At 32.5% G+C, this 203-nt stretch carries 2 protein-coding genes; both read right to left on the reverse strand.

Features of this window, described 5'->3' with window-relative positions:
* On the reverse strand, positions 1-62 hold a 62-nt coding region (locus CD127_RS12990; protein WP_420894004.1), incomplete at its 3' end, for a beta-class phenol-soluble modulin.
* A 68-nt stretch (positions 63-130) separates the two neighbouring features.
* Positions 131-203, reverse strand: a 73-nt coding sequence (locus CD127_RS12885; RefSeq protein WP_240623884.1) for a beta-class phenol-soluble modulin, incomplete at its 5' end; no start/stop codon positions are given.

Raw genomic sequence — 203 nt, forward strand, 5'->3', positions numbered from 1 at the left:
GCCCAGTCATGTCCTTGGCCTGCTTGTACTGTGTTTGCGATTGCTTCTGCTAATTTTTGCATTTTAATCTTTCCATTTCGTTATTTTTTATTTTTGAAAAACTAAGTAATTTATGAATGTTTAGTGTTTATTAGAAACCGAATAATTTACCTAATACGCTTACGCCGTTTTCTACGATACCTACGATGTTTGTACCTAATTTA

Origin of the sequence: Staphylococcus petrasii (genome assembly GCF_002902565.1) — a bacterium.
GTDB lineage: Bacteria > Bacillota > Bacilli > Staphylococcales > Staphylococcaceae > Staphylococcus > Staphylococcus petrasii.